Origin of the sequence: Caproiciproducens faecalis (genome assembly GCF_019448085.1) — a bacterium.
Taxonomy (GTDB): Bacteria; Bacillota; Clostridia; order Oscillospirales; family Acutalibacteraceae; genus Caproiciproducens; species Caproiciproducens faecalis.
Map to the genome: position 1 here is coordinate 1 of NZ_JAGFNZ010000002.1, position 16,770 is coordinate 16,770.

19 protein-coding genes are annotated in these 16,770 nt (G+C 46.8%); 8 read left to right on the forward strand and 11 right to left on the reverse strand.

Going from position 1 to position 16,770, the window contains the following annotated elements:
* The first annotated feature begins 318 nt into the window (after nt 1–318).
* The 4 genes from J5W02_RS04355 (at nt 319) to J5W02_RS04370 (ending at nt 3,412) form a co-directional block, all read left to right on the forward strand.
* The gene (locus tag J5W02_RS04355) at nt 319–912 is read left to right on the forward strand and encodes a lactate utilization protein (RefSeq protein ID WP_219964463.1); all 594 of its coding nucleotides are present in this window, start codon (nt 319–321) and stop codon (nt 910–912) included.
* 95 nt (nt 913–1,007) lie between these two features.
* The gene (locus J5W02_RS04360; RefSeq protein WP_219964464.1) at nt 1,008–1,334 is read left to right on the forward strand and encodes an LPS biosynthesis protein; all 327 of its coding nucleotides are present in this window, start codon (nt 1,008–1,010) and stop codon (nt 1,332–1,334) included.
* 271 nt (nt 1,335–1,605) lie between these two features.
* The gene (locus tag J5W02_RS04365) at nt 1,606–2,433 is read left to right on the forward strand and encodes a lipase family protein (protein WP_219964465.1); all 828 of its coding nucleotides are present in this window, start codon (nt 1,606–1,608) and stop codon (nt 2,431–2,433) included.
* 148 nt (nt 2,434–2,581) lie between these two features.
* On the forward strand, nt 2,582–3,412 hold the full coding sequence (locus J5W02_RS04370; RefSeq protein WP_219964466.1) for a VanW family protein: 831 nt from the start codon (nt 2,582–2,584) through the stop codon (nt 3,410–3,412).
* Between the two features lie 114 nt (nt 3,413–3,526).
* Here J5W02_RS04370 and J5W02_RS04375 read toward each other — a convergent pair whose 3' ends face one another.
* From J5W02_RS04375 to J5W02_RS04385, 3 genes are read right to left on the reverse strand one after another with little or no spacing between them, the layout of a single operon-like run.
* Nucleotides 3,527–4,285, reverse strand: coding sequence for an ABC transporter permease (locus J5W02_RS04375; protein ID WP_219964467.1), 759 nt, complete (start codon nt 4,283–4,285; stop codon nt 3,527–3,529).
* Complete coding sequence (locus tag J5W02_RS04380; protein WP_219964468.1) at nt 4,282–4,938, reverse strand: ABC transporter ATP-binding protein; 657 nt, start codon at nt 4,936–4,938, stop codon at nt 4,282–4,284. The genes J5W02_RS04375 and J5W02_RS04380 overlap by 4 nt, the downstream gene beginning before the upstream one ends.
* Nucleotides 4,939–4,953: 15 nt before the next feature.
* Complete coding sequence (locus J5W02_RS04385) at nt 4,954–5,388, reverse strand: MarR family winged helix-turn-helix transcriptional regulator (RefSeq protein ID WP_219964469.1); 435 nt, start codon at nt 5,386–5,388, stop codon at nt 4,954–4,956.
* A 299-nt stretch (nt 5,389–5,687) separates the two neighbouring features.
* On the opposite strand from J5W02_RS04385, the gene J5W02_RS14695 reads away from it, so the two are divergent.
* Genes J5W02_RS14695 through copZ form a run of 4 tightly spaced genes read left to right on the forward strand, consistent with a single transcriptional unit; the run spans nt 5,688 to nt 9,294 of the window.
* On the forward strand, nt 5,688–5,819 hold the full coding sequence (locus tag J5W02_RS14695) for a hypothetical protein (RefSeq protein ID WP_255575564.1): 132 nt from the start codon (nt 5,688–5,690) through the stop codon (nt 5,817–5,819).
* 38 nt (nt 5,820–5,857) lie between these two features.
* On the forward strand, nt 5,858–8,350 hold the full coding sequence (locus J5W02_RS04390) for a heavy metal translocating P-type ATPase (RefSeq protein WP_219964470.1): 2,493 nt from the start codon (nt 5,858–5,860) through the stop codon (nt 8,348–8,350).
* Between the two features lie 16 nt (nt 8,351–8,366).
* Nucleotides 8,367–9,068, forward strand: a complete 702-nt coding sequence (locus tag J5W02_RS04395; protein ID WP_219964471.1) for a hypothetical protein — start codon at nt 8,367–8,369, stop codon at nt 9,066–9,068.
* Between the two features lie 19 nt (nt 9,069–9,087).
* Nucleotides 9,088–9,294, forward strand: coding sequence for a copper chaperone CopZ (gene copZ / locus J5W02_RS04400; RefSeq protein ID WP_219964472.1), 207 nt, complete (start codon nt 9,088–9,090; stop codon nt 9,292–9,294).
* Nucleotides 9,295–9,496: 202 nt separating this feature from the next.
* Here copZ and J5W02_RS04405 read toward each other — a convergent pair whose 3' ends face one another.
* The 8 genes from J5W02_RS04405 to J5W02_RS04440 form a co-directional block, all read right to left on the reverse strand.
* Nucleotides 9,497–10,306: an SDR family NAD(P)-dependent oxidoreductase gene (locus tag J5W02_RS04405; protein WP_219964473.1), complete on the reverse strand. Its 810-nt coding sequence runs from the start codon at nt 10,304–10,306 to the stop codon at nt 9,497–9,499.
* Between the two features lie 68 nt (nt 10,307–10,374).
* Nucleotides 10,375–11,289, reverse strand: a complete 915-nt coding sequence (garR, locus tag J5W02_RS04410) for a 2-hydroxy-3-oxopropionate reductase (RefSeq protein ID WP_330659711.1) — start codon at nt 11,287–11,289, stop codon at nt 10,375–10,377.
* 40 nt (nt 11,290–11,329) lie between these two features.
* Nucleotides 11,330–12,253, reverse strand: a complete 924-nt coding sequence (locus tag J5W02_RS04415) for a transketolase family protein (RefSeq protein WP_219964475.1) — start codon at nt 12,251–12,253, stop codon at nt 11,330–11,332.
* Between the two features lie 13 nt (nt 12,254–12,266).
* The gene (locus J5W02_RS04420) at nt 12,267–13,094 is read right to left on the reverse strand and encodes a transketolase (protein ID WP_219964476.1); all 828 of its coding nucleotides are present in this window, start codon (nt 13,092–13,094) and stop codon (nt 12,267–12,269) included.
* Between the two features lie 260 nt (nt 13,095–13,354).
* On the reverse strand, nt 13,355–14,065 hold the full coding sequence (locus J5W02_RS04425; RefSeq protein ID WP_255575566.1) for an ABC transporter ATP-binding protein: 711 nt from the start codon (nt 14,063–14,065) through the stop codon (nt 13,355–13,357).
* On the reverse strand, nt 14,052–14,813 hold the full coding sequence (locus J5W02_RS04430; RefSeq protein WP_219964477.1) for an ABC transporter ATP-binding protein: 762 nt from the start codon (nt 14,811–14,813) through the stop codon (nt 14,052–14,054). The genes J5W02_RS04425 and J5W02_RS04430 overlap by 14 nt, the downstream gene beginning before the upstream one ends.
* Nucleotides 14,806–15,858, reverse strand: coding sequence for a branched-chain amino acid ABC transporter permease (locus tag J5W02_RS04435; RefSeq protein WP_219964478.1), 1,053 nt, complete (start codon nt 15,856–15,858; stop codon nt 14,806–14,808). The genes J5W02_RS04430 and J5W02_RS04435 overlap by 8 nt, the downstream gene beginning before the upstream one ends.
* A complete protein-coding gene (locus J5W02_RS04440; protein WP_038323600.1) occupies nt 15,858–16,733 on the reverse strand; it encodes a branched-chain amino acid ABC transporter permease in 876 nt (291 codons plus the stop codon). The genes J5W02_RS04435 and J5W02_RS04440 overlap by 1 nt, the downstream gene beginning before the upstream one ends.
* Between the last annotated feature and the right edge of the window lie 37 nt (nt 16,734–16,770).

Sequence of the window (16,770 nt, forward strand, 5' to 3'; positions counted from 1 at the left end):
TCTTCCCTTTCGGTATTGGAGGGACTCGCGGAACGCGGGTACAGCGTGCCAACACCCGAATCCAGTCACCTCGACCAACATTTGGAATCCGGTAGAGAACCGGGTTCCTTTTTTATTATAGTTAAAAGGTGACTGGGTGAGAACCAGCCGGTGCAGATACCATTTTCTTTTCTTTCTTTGCATTTTATATTTATAGTGCTATTATATTAATATATGTATGGGAAATTTTTCGGGGCCCCCCTACCTATCATAATGTATAGCACGCAATGAAACAGGAATTTGCATAAGAGTAATAATAGTAAGGTTGGAGATGAATTTATGGAATATTCGCAGATAAGGCAAAACTTTGAGCGGCATGGATTTACAACACAGTTTTTTTCAACAAAGGAAGAGGCTTGCTGTTATCTTGCCGATGTTTTACAAAATCAAACCATTGGATTTGGCGGAAGTGAAACTTTAAGGGAAATGGGACTGTTTGAGGCTCTGCAACAAAAAAATGCTGTCATATGGCACAATAAGATTCCAGGCTTGGCAGTGCGGAAACTTGCAAATTGTGCGGATACTTATATAACCAGTGCAAACGCAATAGCGGAAACTGGAGAGATTGTTAATATAGACGCAACGGGAAATCGTGTTGCCATGACTGCCTTTGGCCCTCAATCCTGTTACTACGTTATAGGGAGAAATAAAATTACAGCTAATATCAGCGAAGCCTATTCGCGGTGTAAAAATGTAGCTGCCCCCTTAAATGCCAGACGACTGGGCGCAAAAACACCATGCGCAGTTAAGGGAGATAAATGCTATAATTGCAACAGTCCTGACCGAATTTGCCGCATTATCTCGGTAATTGAACGAGTACCACGGGGTATGAAGTGTGAAATTATCTTTGTGGATCAGGAATTAGGATTTTAACCTTAATTATTTGTATGATAGCTATAAGCAAAAATTGTAATTGCTCTTTATTATATAATATTAAGAGAGATAATAGAAATTTGTGGAGGCTTGAAATGATTATCGATAATAATCCAAAAGAAATTGAGGCAATGGAAGCGTTTCATCGTGGGGATAGAAAAGAAGGGTCACGATTACAGGAAGAATTTGCTTCGGAATTTCGGGAAGAGTATAAGACCAAAGACCATTGTCCATGTAAAAAAGCGTGCCGTTATCATGGAAATTGTAAAGAATGTGTAGCCATTCACAGGGCACACCAAGAACATGTTCCGAATTGCATGAGACCATTGATAAACAGGAAGGTTAAGCTATTATCAGAACTTACCGAGCATACTATTTCCTATGAGATTGAACCACCTAAAGAAATATTGAGAAAAGAATAGATTTCCTGAGTAAATTCACATACAGAAAAAGGTGCAAAACTTTTTATTGTAGATTGAAATTATGAGTACAGTGTCTTCCGTTCCTTTGAAGCTACGCATTGTGTTTAAATAATGCATCTCTAATTTATTATTAATGATTTTCTAATTCTGCTTAAAACTGTTTTCGTTATAATGTAATCATAGTGATTTGCAATTTACTGTGCGCCATCGCGCCATAAATAAAACGCCAATGATCTATCAGGATTTACATTGAGGATTGTGATGACGTCTGATGACTTTTGATAACCGCTGCAAAACGAACTACCCGATTATTCTTATACATGGTACAGGGTTCCGTGATAGGAAATGGCTGAATTATTGGGGCAGGATCCCGAAGATTTTGATGAATTACGGCTGCGAAATATATTACGGACATCAAGACAGCTGGGCAACCATTGAGCAAAACGCAATAACAGTGAAGAAAAGTATAGAGGAGGCACTCGCAACTTCCGGATCAGAAAAAGTCAATTTGATTGCGCATTCCAAGGGCGGCATGGAAGCAAGATACATAATCTCTACCCTCGGTCTGTCGAACCATATCGCCAGCCTAACAACCATAGGTTGCCCCCATCACGGCTCCAGAACCATGGATTTGGTTTGTAAGCTACCGGTGATGCTGTTTCGTCCGGTGTCTGTGTTTATCAACCTGTGGTTTCGAATTCTAGGAGATCGGAATCCGGATTTCCATCAGGTATGTCGCCAGTTTACCACATATTTTGCCGAAGAATTCAATAGACAGAATCCCGATTCCGAGAGTGTATATTATCAAAGCTATGCCGCTGTGATGAAGAATTCGTTCAGTGATTTTATTTTGGCTGCTCCACATTTTGTGGTTTCCATCATCGAGGGTGAAAATGACGGCCTTGTTACCCCGATGTCTGCAAAATGGACGAATTTTCGAGGTGTTCTACGAGGAAGCACCAACCGTGGGATTTCTCACGCGGATGAAGTAGACATACGCAGGAAAAGGCTGGCCAAAAAGGTACAAGCCGGTCGTGTTCGGGATATTTGCGATGTTTACGTTCAAATTGTTGAGGGACTCAAACAGCACGGTTTTTGATTTACATGAAAAGGTTTGATGGAATGATTCTTTTGTTTGTAGAAACAGATGATATACCGTATGATCCACCCGTTTGGCCGGAAGAACAAGGCAAGCAGCAGAAGCAAAGGCATTTTAATTTTCAGGTTGACGACAGGAGAATTAGAGTATGGAAAAAAAGCGAAAACTTTTCTGTGAGATATCGCCATTTACATATAAAATATCTTTACTGAGGTGCCGAGTTGTTCGCCATATTTTTAATTTGTTCTCCTTTAAAAAATTCGCTGTAAAAAAGAGTAGTGATACTTTGCCTGTTTTGGTATACAGTCATAAATCTTTAATTCGTCGAAATCTGGGAAATGTAGATGCACAGCTACAAGAAAATAAAGCGGTAAATTTAAGTATTGCCGCACCTAAAGTGTCAAATGTTTTAATACGTCCCGGAGAATACTTTTCATTTTGGAAGTTAGTTGGCCCATGCACAGCAAAAAAAGGATATAGAGAAGGTTTGACCATCAATAGCGGGCAAGTAGGGAAAGATATTGGCGGCGGTATGTGCCAATTCACAAATTTAATACATTGGATGATCCTACATACCCCTATGCAGATTACGGAACATCATCATCATGACGGGATGGATTTGTTTCCGGATTATGGCAGGCAAATTCCTTTTGGAGTGGGGACTTCTATTATGTACAACTATCTTGATTACTGCTTTAAAAATACAACTGAGAATGTCTTTCAGCTCATCGTCTATACTACGCCAGAATATTTATGTGGGGAACTAAGGACGGATAAAGAGCTTCCATACAAATATCATATCAAAGCGGAAGAAGAATTTTTCTCTAAAGAGCAGGACGAAGTGTTTCGCAACAACTGTATCTATAGAGAATGTTTTGATAAGAAAACCGGTAAGCTTTTCACAAAAGAGTTGATTAAAAGAAATCATGCAAAAGTTATGTATGATACAAGTAAACTATTGATAGAATCTACGGAATGAGTATAAATTTACAAATGCAATGGGAAGCAGTGAGGTTTCAGCTCACTGCTTCCCATTCTCATGTATGTTTCACGGTTTTAGTTATCGGTTTTACATTATTAAATTTCCGTATCCTTATTGCAGCTGCTTCCGCTTATTGAAAAAGCCCCTGTAAGAAAGATAGCAGGCCATAAATGAGGAAATAGCGGTTGTCGACATCAGCATGAAGGTTACCAAAATCTGATACCGGATAGCCAGTAGAGGAGATGTTCCCGCAAGAATGAGCCCCGTCATCATGCCCGGCAATGAAACGATCCCAAGCGTTTTGGCTGAATCAATCGTAGGAATCATACCCGTCCGGATGGAATTGCGGATAATCTCAATAGAGGACGGCAAGATATCCGCGCCCAGTGAAAGCTTGGTTTCCACTTCGTCCCGCCTGCTTTTAAAATCGGAAGACAGCTGGCGGAAGCATAGTCCAAGCGCAACCATAGCATTGCTTATAATCATCCCGCTGACTGGTATGATCTGGTTGGGCTGATATTTTATCGCGCCTGAAAAAACAAGGATGGACAGGGTAATCCCAGCTCCAACTGCAATTGATACGAATGAGACGAGCAGCCCGTTTTTAATTTCTTTTCCTCTTTTGGATGCGTTATAAGCGGCATTAAACGTCATAATCAATACCAGCAGTGTCGTAAATAACGGATTGTTCAGGCCAAAAATATACTCAAGGATATAACTGACCGCAATAAGCTGGATAACAGCTCTGACAACACTGATGATGGTTTCTTTCTCAAGCTTGAGCTTTTGAAAATAGGAAAACAGCAAAGATACCATCACAAGAGAAGACGCGATCAGAAGGGAACCAATACTGATGTTGGCATTGTTCATTTAAGTTCCTCCAGCGAATTTATTTGGCCGTCCTCAATGGTCAACAGCTTTCCGGCGTATTTTCTGCCTTGCTCAGGGTTGTGTGTAACCCATAGGATAGTTACCCCTTCCCCATTGAGCGCCTCAATCGCTTTTTCCACGATGAGCGTGTTATCGGCATCAAGAGCGGAAGTCACTTCATCCAGCAGCAAAACATCGGGCATAAAAAGTAAAGTCCGGATCAGGGCAATCCTTTGCTTCTCCCCACCGGAGAGGCCCTGAATTTTATGACCCAGATAATCCTGGCTCATATTAAACCGGGAAAAGAGAGAATGCACCCTTTCCCGATCTACATTTTGTTTACGGATTGCATAGGAAAACGATATATTATCCTCTACCGTTTCTCCAAAAAGCGTAGGCGTTTGAAAACAGTAGCTGATTTTCTTCCTTACTTCAATTGGATCCTGCTGCATAAGATCGTCACCGTTAAACAAAATCCTGCCTCCGGTTGGGCTAATCAGGTGGCAGCAAAGCTTCAACAAGGTGCTTTTCCCGCTGCCGGAAGGTCCCATGACGGAAACATAGTCGCCCGGCTCGATACTGATTGATATGTCTTTCAGTATGGATTTTTCATCATTGCTGTACGAAACGTCCTGAAACTCTATTTGAGTCAACACAAGCCCCCCTTTCTATTTACCTTCATGAAACAGGGTTTCTTTACTCACATTGCTGAGCAGTTCATTCAACAGGTACAAAAGCTGCTGACGCTGCTCAGACGGAAGGGTATGAAACATATTCCGCGCAAAAAGCCTGTCTTCACGCATATGCCCCTGTAAAATGATATTTCCTTCATCAGTTGTCACAAGTTCAATCGCCCTCCTGTCACGATCCTTTCTGACACGCTGAATATACTTTTTGCGTTCCAGCCTGTCCAATATTCCGGTAAGGGTGGACGGCGGAATACCATAGTTTTTTGTTAGATCTCTGATCTGGACTGTTTTATGAAAATGAATTCTTTCGAGTACATACATATCCTGCGGCTGGATTCCCGAGCTTTGCAGTTGATATGCATCCTTATACTGGACAAGGCCAATTATCCGGTGCAAAATCATGTTTTCATCCATTTACTCACCTCTCTGTTATTAATACGATATTAAAAATTTTCGATACTCGTAATTTATTTAATAATATCACTATCTGTTTTGAAAGACAATGTAAAAACAAAACTCCGCGTGGTTTAAAGCCCACACGGAGTTTTTTTGTATAGATTAATATTAATTAGCCCTATCTCCATTTTATCTCCACATTAATACGTTAATATCAGGATGACCCCAAGCTGGCATGCCAGTAAAAATGGGGATGATCCGGGGTTCAATCACAGTCAACAGACCTAAACTGCTGAGTTCGAAGGAGGGGAATGAATATGGAGTTTCTGATAAGTCATTGGCATTGTATTTTACCTGCCATTGGCATAATCGCTGCGCTATTTTTTATGCGGGAAAAACCGAAAGAAAAAGAGGCTGATTATAGCGAAGATAAAAGACGCAATGACTAATCAAAACACACTGTGAAATTTGGAGAGGTGATATATTTATGGATAGTCAGGTATTGAGTATAAGGGGAATGACGTGTGCCGCCTGTGCGCAAAGAATTGAAAAAACGGTGCGCAAACTTTCCGGTATCGGTCAGGCTACGGTTAACCTTGCTAGCGAAAAGCTGTTCGTGGAATACGACGACAGCGTTGTACAGCTTACCGCCATTAAAGAGGCTGTGGCAAAAATCGGCTATGAAGTCGTTGAAAAAACCGACAACAGCAGTGTTACCATCCCAATAGGGGGCATGACATGTGCCGCCTGCGCCCAGCGTGTGGAAAGAGCGATTAAAAAAGTGGATGGCGTGACGAGCGCATCTGTTAATTTCGCCACAGAAAAGGCTACAGTCGTATATGAGCCACAAAAAGCACGGCTGTCGTCCGTTCGGGAAGCGATTGAAAAAGCTGGATACAAAGCCTTAGAAATCAATAAAGCGGACGCGGCAGACGAGGATCGAAAACGAAAGCAAAAAGAAATCCGGATTCTCTGGACAAAGTTCATTGTTTCCGCCATGTTCTCTGTTCCGCTTTTGTACATTGCCATGGTGCCGATGATTAAAGTGATTCGGCTGCCTTTCCCGGCGGGGCTTGACCCGATGCAGTTTTCCTTGATCTATGCACTGGCGGAATTGATGCTGGTAATTCCAGTGATCGGCGTGGGATATAAATTTTACACCATCGGATTTAAATCGCTATGGCAGCGCAGCCCCAATATGGATTCCCTGATTGCGATCGGCACAACTGCCGCAGTTCTGTACAGTATCTATAACACATGGCAGATCGCGCAGGGAAACTTCAAGGCAGTGGAGCATCTGTACTTTGAAACAGCGGGCGTAATCATTACTCTGATTTTGCTTGGCAAAACGCTGGAGGCGGTTTCAAAAGGCCGGACGAGCGAAGCCATTAAGAAGCTTATGGGGCTTGCGCCGAAAACCGCAATTATTATGCAGGATGGTATGGAAAAGGAAATTCCCATTGATGAAGTGGAAATCGGCGATATCCTTGTAGTCAAACCGGGGGCGAAGATCCCCGTTGACGGTACTGTCTTGGAAGGACACACCGCGATTGATGAATCTATGCTGACCGGGGAGAGCATGCCGGTGGATAAAAAAGCCGGCGACCCTGTTTACACCGCTTCTCTGAACACTACGGGTACCATTCAGTTTAAAGCTGAGAAAATCGGCAGCGATACCGCCCTTGCACAAATCATCAAGCTGGTGGAGGATGCGCAGGGGTCGAAAGCTCCCATTGCACAAATGGCGGATATTGTATCCGGTTATTTTGTTCCCGTCGTTAGTATGATCGCCCTACTGGGCGGGATTGTGTGGTACTTTGCTACCGGCGGCAATCTGGAATTCGCCCTCACGATCTTTATTTCCATTCTGGTTATCGCCTGCCCCTGTGCATTGGGCCTCGCGACTCCCACCGCTATTATGGTTGGAACAGGCAAGGGAGCCGAAAACGGAATTCTGATCAAAGGCGGTGAAGCACTGGAAACCGCGCATAAAATCAACACGATCATTTTTGATAAAACAGGAACCATTACTGAGGGTAAGCCTGCTGTAACAGATGTGCTTCCCGCGGATGGAATCGAAAAAGAATATCTTCTTCGCATAACAGCGTCGGCAGAGAAAGGATCCGAGCACCCCCTCGGCCAGGCAATCGTTCATGGCGCGGAGAATGCGGGACTGAAGCTCCTTTCGGTAGAGAACTTTGAATCTCTCACAGGGCGGGGAATTGAAGCAAAAATTAACGGCAGGGCTGTGCTGGCAGGAAACCGTAAGCTGATGGATGAACGGGGGATTTCCCTTGTAACCTTGGAGAATGCAAGCGACAAGCTGGCTGGGGAAGGTAAAACACCCATGTATGTCGCCTTGGACGGCAAATTATCCGGAATCGTCGCTGTGGCCGACGTTGTAAAGCAAAGCAGCCAAGCGGCAATTGAAAGCCTGCACAAAATGGGGATTGAGGTTGCCATGATTACCGGGGACAACAAAAAGACCGCCGCCGCAATTGCAAAGCAGGTTGGAATTGACCGTGTGCTCGCGGAAGTGCTGCCGCAGGACAAATCAAATGAAGTTAAAAAGCTGCAGGCCGAGGGCCGGAAGGTAGCAATGGTAGGCGACGGCATTAATGATGCGCCCGCTCTGGCGCAGGCCGACATCGGGATTGCAATCGGCTCCGGCACTGATGTGGCAATGGAGTCCGCAGACATCGTACTGATGCGCTCCGATCTGATGGATGTCCCGACTGCCATTCAGCTTAGTAAAAAGACCATTCGCAACATTAAGCAAAACCTGTTTTGGGCGTTCGGTTATAACGTAATAGGAATCCCGATTGCCGCAGGTGTTCTGTATTTGTTCGGCGGGCCGTTGCTCAACCCGATTTTTGCTGCCGCGGCCATGAGCCTGAGTTCGGTTTCCGTACTGACAAATGCGCTGCGTCTGAAGAGATTTAAAGCAGCAACGAGAAAGAATAGAGAGGTATCAACATGAAAAAAATTCAAAGGTTATGATTGCTGTTGGGGCGGCCGTCGTTATAGTTGCTGTATTGCTAACAGTTATCTTTAAGACGGCAGGCGGCAATCTGGACGTGGTGGGAAAGGAATCCATTACCTCGTTTGAAAGTATATTAAAAGCAGTACCGGATAAAGTAACAGCAGACCAAACAAACGCGGGCTGGTCACTGGCAGCTCCCGACGGTTCCGTTCGCTTCATTTGGAGCGAGGATTACAGCAAGAGCCCTCTGCATGATGTGATGCTTGAATTTGATGCGGAACCCTTTGTAAATGCCGGACTTGATAAAAGCAAACTGCCGAAAAATTATGCGGCATATGATGAGATGCTGATGGTTGGAACCAAATTGGGAAATAATAAGCTGACTTATAAGGGCGACCCGACGCCTCTTGCAGCCTATGAGCAAATTGTTGGCAAATACCGTAGCTCTATCGGTTACCATACGGCTTTGGACCATTACAATGTAAATCTTGGCAACGGGAATCTGTTTGAATGGGCAAAAGACATGAAAATCAACAAATCTACGAACGAGAATCAGGACAAGGACATCGTATTTGTCCTGAACCCCGAGCCGCTGATTGCAGCTGGGGTTAATCCCGATAAGGTCAAGGGTTGGGTCTACACCACAGTGAAAGTCGATATAGACGGAAAACCCACAGATGTGTATAAATTTTTAAAACCCTTTAATTTACAGTAAATAAACAAAAGGAGTCAGTATGGAAAAAATATTATTCAATGTAAACGGTATGTCCTGCGAGCATTGTGTCAGGTCAATCACTAAGGCAGTCAGCGCACTGTCGGGAATTGGAGGCGTTTCGGTCAGTCTGGACGCCAAAACCGTGGAAGTGGAGTATGACCCTGCGAAAAGTTCGCCGGACCAGATTAAATCAGAGATTGAAGATCAGGGCTATGATGTAGTTTAGTAGTCCAAAGGGGAGCCGCCAACCAAGCGACTCCCCTTTTCGTACGGCCAAAAAAGCGGTGGTATCGTTATGCGTTACCACCGCTTCTTTTTGCCAATTCTTATCAGATCAACAATTTTACCTAAACCGGTAGAGCCTATCCCTACGAAAGAATAACAGACTCGCTTGACTTTATGTCCGTAACCGCTTTTATCTCAAACGGTTAAAAGTTTGTGTCATAATCCCAAGGCTGACCACCGCAGACGCAACCGCCGTCAACGCGGTATTCGCAGCCGGTGATGTAGGAGGAAGCGTCCGAAGCGAGGAGCAGACACACGCCCGCAATATCCTCCGGATAACCGGGACGGTTAAGCGCGATGCGGTCGAGCAGGTATTTGCTGCGCGTCGGGTGCGCCCAAGTCACAGTTGTAAGATCCGTTTTGATGTGCCCGGGGCTGATGCAGTTGGCGCGGATATTGTATTTTGCCCACTCCACAGCCATAGAACGTGTCAGCGAAAGAAGTCCGCATTTTGTTGCGCCGTAAACAGAACAACCACCCAGGACAGGCCCTGTGTTATGCGAGCCAATATTGATGACGCTTCCGCATTTTTTCTCTTTCATATATGGCGCGACAGCCTGTGAAACAAAGAATGCGCCTTTGAGGTTGATCGCCATAATTCTGTCGTAGGTAGCTTCGTCAACGTCGACAAGTCCCTCGCGCTTGTTGATTCCTGCACAGTTTACAAGAATATCGATCTTCCCGTATTCAGCCACGACAGCCTTTACCGCCGTGTCAATGCTCTCGCGCTTTGTAACGTCAAGAATAACGGCAGACGCTGTGCCGCCCGCGTCTTCAATAAGTTTTTTGCGCTTATCCAAAGCTTCGGCGTTGATATCGCACAGCGCGACGGACGCACCCGCTCCCGCCAGCGTCGACGCAAGTTCTCCACCAATGCCGCCGCCCGCTCCTGTGAACAGGACTGTTTTTCCTTCAAGCGAAAACATTTTAAGTAAATTTTCAGCTACACCCATTAAAAATTCCTCCCCTAAACGGGGACAGCTGCGAAAGCCGTCCCCGCGCATAATAGTTTCTTGTTATTTTATTTGCCAATCTTCGTTCCAGAAACTTTCGCGTAGTAATTTGCCAAACTGCTGTGATCCTCCTGACCACGTCCGTCTGCATGGAGCGTCTGCAGCATTTCCATTACCGCGGCTGTCAGCGGCAGCGGGGAACCGACGCCGTGTCCGGTTTCGAGTGCATTGTTCAGGTCTTTGATGTGCAGGTCAACTTTAAAGCCAGGTTTGAAGTTGCCGTCGATCATCATTGGAACCTTTGCGTTCATTACGGTGGAACCCGCAAGACCGCCCTTAATTGCTTCAAAAACAAGCTGCGGGTCTACACCGGCTTTTTTAGCCAGCGTAAATGCCTCTGCGCAGGCTGCAATGTTGCAGGCCACAACGACCTGATTTGCAAGCTTGGTCGTATTGCCCGCACCGATTGTTCCACAATATACCGCTGAAGCGCCCATCTTCAGCAAAATGTCCTCTTTGACACTCTCAAATATTTCTTTATCGCCGCCAACCATAATGGAAAGCGTACCGTCGACCGCTTTCGGCTCGCCGCCGGATACCGGCGCATCGATCATTTTAATCCCTTTTGCAGCACAGGCTTTGTGAATCTCCTGAGAAGCGAGCGGTGCAATCGAGGACATGTCGATCAGGACGGTACCGGCCTTCGCGCCTTCCAGCACACCATTTTCGCCCATGACCACTGTTTTTACATGGGGGGAGTTAGGGAGCATGGTAATAATCAGGGAACACTGTTCAGCAACAGCTTTTGAGGAAGCAACGGATTTTGCACCGGCCGCCACTACATCGTCAACATTTGCCTGCACTACATCGAACACGACTAATTCATGTCCGGCCTTCATAAGATTTTTTGCCATGGGTTTCCCCATAATGCCAAGTCCGATAAAACCTATTTTCATATCCATAAACCTCCGTAAAAAGAGAATTTTCCTTTTGTATCCGCTGAATTGGCGTTATTTCCGGCCTTTATTTTACCGATAAAATCGCCTTGACGATGTGATCCTTCGTAATGCCGAAATGTTCGAGCAGCTCGGTGTAATTGTGCGCGCTACAGCCAAATGTGTCCTCAACGCCGACGAACTCAATCGGTTTGCGGGACTTGCGCAGTGCTTCCGCAATAGCGCTGCCCAATCCGCCAACGATGTTGTGCTCCTCCGCTGTGACAACGGCTTCGCAATCTGCGGCAAGCTCGATGATTTTCTCGTCGTTCAGCGGTTTGATTGTACTAACGTTGACAACTTTGACAGAAACTTCGTCTTTCAGCGCTTCCGCTGCCGCGAGTGCAAGGCTTACCGGGTATCCCGTCGCAAACACAACAACGTCTTTGCCCTCTTTGAGCACAGATGGTTCGCCAATCTTGAACGGCTTGCCCTCTGGGGTAACATTATCGTAGTCATTGCGGTTAACACGCAGGTAAACAGGGCCGCAGTAATCTGCGATCGCCTTTGTTGCCTCTACCATTTCATTGGCATCGGCGGGGTTGATAACAACCATATTGGGAATTGCTCTCATAATCGCCATGTCCTCAACGCTCTGGTGGGTCGCGCCGTCACCGAAGTCGGAAAGCCCCGCGGACGAACCGACGACTTTTACATTGAGTTTGCCGATCGCAATTGTCTGGCGAATCTGGTCATAGGCACGTCCAGCCGCAAATACGGCGAACGTGTTGACAAACGGAATCTTTCCGGTCTGGGCAAGCCCTGCCGCGACAGAAGTCATATTCGCTTCCGCGATACCCATTTCCAGGTGACGTTCCGGGTATTTCAGCTCAAACAGTTTCCCCATCGTAGAGCCGCCCAGATCAGCGTCAAGCACAAAGATATTGTTATTTTTTTCACCGAGCGCAACAAGCGTTTCGCCGAATGCCGTTCTTTGGTTTACATAACCCATAATCAAGCCCCCCTTACGCTTTCAGCTCGTCAAGAGCCTTTTGGTATGTTTCTTCCGTCAGAGTACCGTTGTGGAAGCCTACAACACCCTCGGCAAAGCTGACGCCCTTACCTTTGATTGTGTGTGCGATAATTACCGTCGGCTGTCCTTTGACTTCGTCGGCGGCATCGAGCGCTGTGAGGATTTCTTCGATGTTGTGCCCGTCTATCTCAATGACATTCCAGCCGAAAGCTTTCCATTTTTCAGGCAGGGGGTTTGTGTCAAAACGATCGCATACCTTACCCTGCGCCTGCAATGTGTTCTGGTCTACTATGGCCACAAGGTTATCCGCTTTGAAGACCTTCGCCGCCATAGCCGCTTCCCAAATCTGACCCTCGGCGATTTCGCCGTCGCCGCATATTACATAGACGTTCGCGGGAATTTTATCCGCTTTAAGTCCGAGTGCCATGCCGAGACCGATGGAAAGTCCCTGCCCGAGAGAGCCTGTACCGGCCTCAATTCCGGGAGTTTTGCGGACATCGGGGTGCCCTTGCAGCATCGCGCCGATTTCCTTGGTGTGCTTCAGCTCTTCAACAGGAAAATACCCCGCTTCGGCAAGTGCCGAATATTGCAGGATCGCCGCGTGTCCTTTGCTGAGCAGAAAACGGTCGCGGTCGGGTTTCTTCGGGTTTTTGGGGTCGTGGTTCATCTTGTGAAAATACAGAGCTGCGACAATATCTGCGGAAGAGCCCGATCCGCCGAGATGCCCCGCGTGACCCACTCCCATACTGATTACCACGTCGCGGCGTAAAGTCTGTGCCTTTGCTTTGATGCTATCCAATAACTCTTTGGGATATGCCATAAAAAATCAACCCCCATTTCACATTTCATACCTGCGGCAGACATTTTTGCCGCAGAGAATACAAATTTTACAATCGCGCGGAAGATTGAATGCCGCCGGTTATTGCTGCCCGAAAGGCAATATTCGCACTCCCGCACGATATGTATGGCTGAGCCGCAACGCGGCCGCCCTCGCTGAATCTAAATTCTAAACCCGTACCAAGTCCCACGACTCAATACCATTCGCTGCAAAGCGATACATATATTGACAACTGTCAATTGTCAAATTCCCAAATACGCCTTGCGTATGTCGGGGTTGGCGAGCAGTTCTGCGCTATTGTCGGCCATTACGACTTTTCCTGTTTCCAAGACGTAACCTCTGTCGGCAATTTGCAGCGCCTTAACGAGATTCTGCTCGATAATAAGCATTGACGAGCCGTTTTCTTTCATTTTTTTCAGGATATGGAACACCTCGTCCACGACGATTGGCGCAAGCCCGAGTGACGGCTCGTCGAGGATGAGAAGCTGCGGTTCCATCATCATCGCACGCCCGATGGCAAGCATCTGCTGCTGACCACCTGACAGCGTACCGGCAAGATAGTTTTGTCTCTCCTTAAGAATCGGGAATGTATCGAAAACCATTTTCAGCAGTTCCTGCCGTTTTGACTTTGTGCGCTTTGTGTAAGAGCCAAGAATCAAGTTATCTGTAATGGAAAGATTGCTGAGGATACCGCGCCCCTGCGGGATGTGGGCAATGCCCATTTCAGCACGGGAATAAGCGTGTTTTGACGCAAGATCGTTGCCAAACCAGGAAATCGATCCCGACTGAATTTTCACTTCGCCCGATATTGTGCGGAGGATCGTTGTTTTGCCTGCGCCGTTTGAACCGACAAGTGCCACAACCTCGCCCTCGTTTACCGAAAGGTCGATGTCAAAGAGGATTTTTAGGTCGCCGTAACCGGCGCAGACCTTTTCGAGTTTAAGCATCTCCATTTTTGTAATCCTCCCCTAAGTACGCTCTGATAACCTCAGGCTTTTTCATAACTTCAAGGGGATCGCCCTCTGTCATAAAGTGACCTTCCTCCATAACCACCACACGGTTACACAGTTTCGTGACAGCAGACATAACGTGCTCGATAAACAGAACCGTTATCCCCTGCTTGTTGATTTTGCGAACCATATCAAGGCTTGTTTCCATCTCGCTGGGTGTAAGCCCCGCAAGGCACTCGTCCAGCATCAGGATTCGCGGGCGAATTGCAAGTGCGCGCGCCATATCAAGCCATTTGCGCTTTTCGATAGGCAATTTGGTGCATTTCTGCTCTGCGATGTCGTCGAGCTGCACAAACTTCAGAATCTCTTCCGCTGCCTTATACGCCTCTTTGAGCGTACGGTTATACAGCATAGCGATCGTATAAATATTTTCAAACACGGTCAAATCCGAGAAAGGTTTTGGGGTCTGAAAAGTTCTTCCCATACCCAGTTTAGCCCTGTTCGGCACAGACTGTTCTTTGAGCGTAACGGAACTGCCGTCGGCGTTATAATAAAGGATTTCGCCTTTGTCATGGATATAAACGCCTGTCATAAGGTTGACGGACGTGCTTTTACCGCAGCCGTTCGGTCCGATAAGTCCAAGGATTTCCCCCTCGTATATGGAGAAACTCAAATTATTGATGGCGTGTACGCCCCCGAAAGACTTATCCACATTTTTCAGTTCGATTATTTTTTTACAGTTTTCAGGCAATTCTGTCACCCCCGACCGTCTTTTTAGCGAAGTACTTCGCCTTAATATCTTCAACAATTGAAACGATGCCGTTCGGCTTGAACAGAACCATAACCACGATGAGCAGACCGTAAAGTGCCCAGCCCGCGCCGCCGCCGCCCAAATCCTGCAAATAGGCATTGGAGAGTTCCAGCAGGGGTATTGAGATCAGTGCGCCAACCAACGGTCCCCAGATTGTGCCCATACCGCCAAGGATTGCTACGATGCCGATACGCACCGACATATCCTGAGATGCAAGCGTGTTCGGATCGGCAAAGCCGGTCTTAAAAACGTAGAGCATTCCGGTAAACGCCATCATCGCTGAACTAATAAGAAAGGCCTTCAGTTTGACGTTCTGCGATTTCATTCCGAGCGATTCCGCCGCGTCCTGATCCTCACAAATAGCCCTCAGATAATACCCGAGTTTGTGGCTGTCAATATAAACGACAATCAGCGTGGTGATAATCATCCATATAAACGCCACGAAATAGTAAGGCAGATCCGTGTCGAAATGCAGCCCCCAAAGGGTGTTGCCACTGCGGATTTTGAAAGTAAGTCCGAGCGACCCGCCTGTGAAACGCTCAAAGTAAATCAACAGCTGCCGAAAGATTGTTGTACAGGCAATGGTCGCTATGGAGAAGAACACTCCGCGAAGCCTGAAGCATGGCCAGCCGATGACAACGGCGAGCAAAAGAGCCAGCGCGATTCCGAGCCATACGCTTATCCAGGGGGAAATGCCAAGCGCGGGAATAATTTTTCCGCCCGCCTGCCCCGAACCGGCAAACAGTATGATGGTTGTATACGCGCCGATTGAGAAGAAAATTGATGAAGCCCACGAGGTCTGCTTTCCGTATCCGCCGATGATATTCCAGGCGTTTCCAAGCGCGGCGAAGAAGAATACTTCCATAAGCACACGCGTAAAATAAGTCCTGCTTATCACAAACGGGAAAATCAGGCATATTACCATAAATGCCAGCGCAACCGGGTGCTTTTTGATGGTCGCCGGGTTGAAAATATTCTTAATCATTACGACGCACGTCCTTTCTTTCCGAAAAGTCCGTATGGCCTGATTATCAACACCAGCATCAGCACTGCGTTGATTGCCGCCTGAGAGAGAAGCACACCAGCATAGGAACTTGTCATTGATTCAACCAGCCCGATGATCAGACCGCCGATCAGCGCGCCCTTGATGTTGCCCAATCCGCCGAGAACCATTGCAGACATTGCTATGATAGAAAACTGGGAGCCTACTTTAGGCGACAGCAAAAATATCGGAGAGATGAGCAGTCCCGAAATTCCCGCAAAAACTGTTCCTAAAGCGAACGCCGTGATAAAGACTATGCTGGTCTTTATTCCGAGGGATTCTGCTATTACGCGGTTTTCGCTCGTCGCCCTCATAGCCCTGCCGATGTCGGTTGAGGCGAGGAACCAGTTGACGAACACGGCAAACGCCGCAGCAGCAATAAACGCGATAACCCTCGCTGTAGAAAGCGACACACTTCCGAGCGCAAGTGCCCCATTACGGAGCTGGTCAGATACCGCCACGCTCTTAAAGTCGGGCCCGAAAATTAGCTGTATCACGTTCTGTATGATATAAGACAGCCCTATCGTCAGCAGAATATAGTTGCTGTCGCCCTTGCCGATCACCTTTTTGATGGTGGTGGAAAAGAAAATACAGCCCGCGAGGTACATCGCCGCGCCCACCGGAACAAGAAGCCAGTAGGGCAGGCTTCCCTGCGGCATCAGCGAATACATCGCGTAAGTAAAATAAAGGCCCATAGCCAAAAAATCGCCTTGTGCGAAGTTGACTATTTTCATAACACCGTGAATCATTGTTATTCCCACGGCGACCAGCGCATAAACCCCGCCGATTAACAGCCCATTAATTATAACCTGAAGCATTTTTTATCATTCTCCTCTTTACGGGGGTGATTTCCAA

Coding starts and splice junctions, on each gene's coding strand:
- J5W02_RS04355 (WP_219964463.1), top strand. CDS start 319: ATGGAATATTCGCAGATAAGGCAAAACTTTGAGCGGCATGGATTTACA.
- J5W02_RS04360 (WP_219964464.1), top strand. CDS start 1,008: ATGATTATCGATAATAATCCAAAAGAAATTGAGGCAATGGAAGCGTTT.
- J5W02_RS04365 (WP_219964465.1), top strand. CDS start 1,606: ATGACTTTTGATAACCGCTGCAAAACGAACTACCCGATTATTCTTATA.
- J5W02_RS04370 (WP_219964466.1), top strand. CDS start 2,582: ATGGAAAAAAAGCGAAAACTTTTCTGTGAGATATCGCCATTTACATAT.
- J5W02_RS04375 (WP_219964467.1), bottom strand. CDS start 4,285: ATGAACAATGCCAACATCAGTATTGGTTCCCTTCTGATCGCGTCTTCT.
- J5W02_RS04385 (WP_219964469.1), bottom strand. CDS start 5,388: ATGGATGAAAACATGATTTTGCACCGGATAATTGGCCTTGTCCAGTAT.
- J5W02_RS14695 (WP_255575564.1), top strand. CDS start 5,688: ATGGAGTTTCTGATAAGTCATTGGCATTGTATTTTACCTGCCATTGGC.
- J5W02_RS04390 (WP_219964470.1), top strand. CDS start 5,858: ATGGATAGTCAGGTATTGAGTATAAGGGGAATGACGTGTGCCGCCTGT.
- J5W02_RS04395 (WP_219964471.1), top strand. CDS start 8,367: ATGATTGCTGTTGGGGCGGCCGTCGTTATAGTTGCTGTATTGCTAACA.
- copZ (WP_219964472.1), top strand. CDS start 9,088: ATGGAAAAAATATTATTCAATGTAAACGGTATGTCCTGCGAGCATTGT.
- J5W02_RS04405 (WP_219964473.1), bottom strand. CDS start 10,306: ATGGGTGTAGCTGAAAATTTACTTAAAATGTTTTCGCTTGAAGGAAAA.
- J5W02_RS04415 (WP_219964475.1), bottom strand. CDS start 12,253: ATGGGTTATGTAAACCAAAGAACGGCATTCGGCGAAACGCTTGTTGCG.
- J5W02_RS04420 (WP_219964476.1), bottom strand. CDS start 13,094: ATGGCATATCCCAAAGAGTTATTGGATAGCATCAAAGCAAAGGCACAG.
- J5W02_RS04425 (WP_255575566.1), bottom strand. CDS start 14,065: ATGGAGATGCTTAAACTCGAAAAGGTCTGCGCCGGTTACGGCGACCTA.
- J5W02_RS04435 (WP_219964478.1), bottom strand. CDS start 15,858: ATGATTAAGAATATTTTCAACCCGGCGACCATCAAAAAGCACCCGGTT.
- J5W02_RS04440 (WP_038323600.1), bottom strand. CDS start 16,733: ATGCTTCAGGTTATAATTAATGGGCTGTTAATCGGCGGGGTTTATGCG.